This window comes from Kamptonema sp. PCC 6506 (assembly GCF_000180455.1).
In the GTDB taxonomy this organism is placed as follows: domain Bacteria; phylum Cyanobacteriota; class Cyanobacteriia; order Cyanobacteriales; family Microcoleaceae; genus Kamptonema; species Kamptonema formosum.
Genome location: NZ_CACA01000076.1, coordinates 1 through 3,917, shown reverse-complemented (window position 1 = coordinate 3,917; position 3,917 = coordinate 1). Strand labels below are relative to the sequence as shown.

General features: G+C 47.6%; 4 protein-coding genes. 2 read left to right on the top strand and 2 right to left on the bottom strand.

What is annotated here, in order from left to right:
* Both OSCI_RS03820 and OSCI_RS03815 read left to right on the top strand, forming a co-directional pair.
* Positions 1–642: anhydro-N-acetylmuramic acid kinase (locus tag OSCI_RS03820; RefSeq protein WP_193387012.1), on the top strand; the 642-nt coding region annotated here is incomplete at its 5' end.
* 76 nt (positions 643–718) lie between these two features.
* Positions 719–1,168 carry a hypothetical protein gene (locus OSCI_RS03815; protein WP_026103739.1) on the top strand — a complete coding sequence of 150 codons (450 nt, stop codon included), beginning with the start codon at positions 719–721 and terminating at the stop codon, positions 1,166–1,168.
* A 356-nt stretch (positions 1,169–1,524) separates the two neighbouring features.
* Here OSCI_RS03815 and OSCI_RS03810 read toward each other — a convergent pair whose 3' ends face one another.
* Positions 1,525–1,722, bottom strand: a complete 198-nt coding sequence (locus OSCI_RS03810; RefSeq protein ID WP_007353543.1) for an NblA/ycf18 family protein — start codon at positions 1,720–1,722, stop codon at positions 1,525–1,527.
* 416 nt (positions 1,723–2,138) lie between these two features.
* Positions 2,139–3,839, bottom strand: coding sequence for a serine/threonine protein kinase (locus OSCI_RS03805; RefSeq protein ID WP_007353542.1), 1,701 nt, complete (start codon positions 3,837–3,839; stop codon positions 2,139–2,141).
* Between the last annotated feature and the right edge of the window lie 78 nt (positions 3,840–3,917).

The following is a 3,917-nucleotide window of genomic DNA, read 5'->3' as shown; positions in this document are numbered from 1 at the left end:
TTCGATTTAACTTCCTCATCTCCCCTACTCCCCCGCACCCCCGCTCCCCAGGTTCTAGGTTGGGACACGGGGCCAGGGAATAGCCTTTTGGATCTAGCGGTGCAACACTTCTCTGGTGGAACCAAAACTTACGACAAAGACGGTGTTTGGGCTGCTAGCGGCACTCCTAGCCACGCTTTAGTAGAGGGATGGTTGCAGCAAGAATTTTTCCACCAACAGCCGCCCAAATCTACAGGTAGAGAGCTATTTGGCCCCGACTATTTACATCAGTGTCTAGCTGAAGCCGAAGCTGAGAATCTTAGCCCCGCTGACGTTCTGGCTACCCTTGTAGAATTGACGGCTACCTCCATAGTGCATAGCTACCGCAACTTTTTGCCCCAAATGCCCGATCAAGTTTTGCTGTGCGGGGGAGGTAGCCGCAACCTATATTTAAAAGAGCGGTTACGATCGCATTTAGCGCCTGTGGAAGTGCTGACAACCTCTGAAGCGGGGTTGAATTCTGATTTCAAAGAAGCGATCGCCTTCGCGGTTTTAGCCTATTGGCGCAGTTGCGGCATTCCAGGTAATCTTCCCGAAGTTACTGGTGCAGTTACTGCTGTAATTTTAGGAGAAATTCATCATTATCCGCACAGTCAGGCGTGATAGCATAGAATCTCAAGAACAACCCTTCTGAGTTGTTGCACCAGCATTGTAGCCAGCGCGAAAAGCATAGGATATTGTGGCTCACACCTTTTTAATGGAATCAGGTCAATGGGCGCTCGAAGGAAGTTGGATAGAGCGCAATGGCTTGCCAATTACAGTCAAAGGGAAGACTTTAGTGAACTGGAACCGTACAGATTGGTTCAGTATGGTAACAAAGCTCGTGTTTCCCGGAGGCGATCGCGAAGAGATTGTTTTACAGTACCGAGGACATCTCGATAGCGACGAACGGCAATACACTTTTGTACTCCAACACAGCGAACTTGGCCGTGTCGAGGGGGAAGGTTGGATTGCTCCCCAGTCTATTGTCCAGCGTTACTGGGTTTTAGGGGATGAACGCCAGCGCCGGACTGGTTTTGAAACTCTGCACCGGATTGATGACAATCGCTATTACCACTCTAGCGGTCTGATGGCCGGTCATTATCTCACGAGTGTGATGGAGGCAACTATAGAGCGCCAGCCAGAATGATATTGAGGGTGCGCGATCGCGCACCCTCAAATCTTGGTATAGCAACCGCTTTCAGCAGTTAGGGGCTAGGGGCTAGGGGCTAGGGACTAGGGAAAGAAGGGATAGAGAATCAATGGTTTCATGAATTCAGAACGTCCTAACTGCCAAGAAGGTTGCTATATCTAAAAATTAGCTTCAACATTTACAAAATTAATCAAAATTAATATTTATTTGTAGATAAAAAATATTTTTACCTTTTCCTTTTGCCTTTCGCGTTTTATCGTTTGCCAGATTGCAAGTTGACGCCCCATCACCCCCAACTCCTTTCCACGTAGGAAACAGAGTAAGAGACGGAGGTCGCCCACTGCGACTAAGCTTTACTCAAGTCCAGGGTTGGGCTCTAGACCCCACTGGTGTTTTAGAAAATGGCGATACATAGTTTCTCGCAGCATCATCTGTTCGTAGAGCTTGATTAAAAACTCCTGAGCTTGTTCGCGACTCATTTGGTTAACCTGTGTTTGGAAAGAGCACAGGCTGAATTGTTGTTCCAAAGAGAGTTCTATGGGCTGGTTCATAGCTGAATCCTCAGATGAATAGAGTGATACGGTAGCAAAAACCTAGATTAACCAGAGTTGTGACTTTTTCCAGCGATCGCCAGTTAGTTTCAGGACACCCCTGATTAGATCGTTTAGCTCTACCTACATATTACAGAAGGTAACAATTATTTGACAAATTTACCATCTTTCTTTTGAAAGACTTCAAATATCTAGATGATAAATGCAAAATTTAGGTTCCTTCCGTTCAGATATATAAATCTAGTCCTTTGTCAAGAGTAATAATGCTCATTATGAACCAATTTTGGTAGTCCTTTCCCGTTTTCACTATCTTTCATCAGAGAATATTCGTCAATCCTTTCTCTAAAAGGATTTAGTTATGAGTAGAGGCATCTAATTAAACCTAAAATACCCACTTTCTTCTTTGTTGCTTCTTCTTAGTTGGAGGCAGGTTCTGGGAAGGGAACAGTCGGCACCAAATCTTGCGGGCCCTGCGATCGCACAGAACTGTCTGCACTATTCTCCTCCGAGCTTGGCGGCAACAGTTCCGGCTCTGGCTCCGGCTGCGGACTGGGTTCTAAGGCAGGCTCTAGCGGAGCTTCTGGAAATAAAGGAGCATCAGCAGGGGGAGCGATCGCGGCTGGTGGCTCAGAGGGCTGAGGCGGCTCTGGTGGTAAAGGTGCAACTTCTGGAACTGGTGCAGGTTTAGGGGCAATCGCAGCTTCTGACGGAAATTCCCGTTGAGGTTCAGGAGTATAGGGTTGCGCCTGCTCAGGCTCAGGTTCAGGAGCAAATGATTCTACCTGCTCAGGTTTAGGCTCAGGTTTAGGCTCAAGCTCAGGCTCGAGTTTAGGCTCAAAAGATTTAGGAACTGGTGTTGGGGAGGATTCGATAGTGGGGGCAGATGCAGTATTTGGTTGCTCCGTAAGGCTTTCAGAGTTGCCTTTCGGAGGTTTATGCAATTGCAGAGAGACTGTAGGGCGGCTCTCGACAGAGGGTTCACCGAATAAAGGCGCAGAGGGATCTTGACTGCGAAATTCTGGGTGCAGGGAATTCTCAAAGAGCATTAAGGAACGATCCCCTGGAAACTGCTTGTTCATAGCGATCGTGCCACTATAACGACGCGCCAAGTCAAAACCGATCCAACCAGCTAGCGCTGCCGTAAACACAAACAGGAACAGAATAAAGGATGAAGAAGGTAAAACAGGTAATTCGGCATTTTCTGCTAGCTTTTTCTTCCTTTCTAATAACTGCTGCGCCTCCAAAAAAGCCAGCCAATCTTCTATTGTCTGGGGGCGGTTGCGAGCATCCATTTCCAGGCCTCGCAGAATAGTTTGCTCAATGGCTGGACTAAGTTGGGATTGGAATTGGCGCAAGGGAAATAGGGGAATGCGATCGCGTAGGGGAGCCGCCACAGGCGCTTCCCCCGCCAGCAAGTAGTAAAAGGTGGCAGCCAAACCGTAGATATCGCTGGCTGGAGTCAACTGATTGGCGATTTGGGTTTTCCCTAAACCTGAGCTCGATGAATTGAAGCTGGAAAAGTTATCCCCCTTTTTCTCCTCTCCTTGGAAGAGATACTGCTCAATTGGCGCGTACCCAGGCGATAGAAAACTGGTGTGGGTTTGCTTCATACCGGAGGTAAACTCGCGGGCAATGCCGAAATCAATCAGCATCACTAACCCAGTCCCCGATCGCCGGATAATGTTTTCTGGTTTGATATCTCGGTGTACTAAGCCGCTTTGGTGAAGCGTACTTAGAGCGGAGGCAATTTGCCCAATGTAGTGCAGGGCTTCGGTTTCTGGTAAGGGCTGACCCGATTCTACCAATTGAGCTAGAGTTTGGCCAGGAATATAGTCCATGACAATAAAAGACAACCCTGCTTCGTCAAAAAAGTCTAGCATCCGCACGATGTTAGGATGCTGACACCAGGAAAGACGCTTGGCTTCTGCAACAAATTGCGCCTGAAATTTCTCAAAATCAGGGTGTTGATACAGGCTTTCGTTCAGGGTTTTGAGTACGACTGTTTGAGCGAGATAGGTGTGGGTGGCTCGGTAGGTAATCCCGAACCCTCCTATACCCAAAATGTCGTCTATCCTGTATTTGCCGTCTTGAAGGACTGTTCCTGGCGTTAAGTTCATATTTCTTAAAAACCCATTTCCCAACTTATGCTATCGCTTTTTTAGTATTTCACTCCACTCAACTATAAGAAGGGGCTA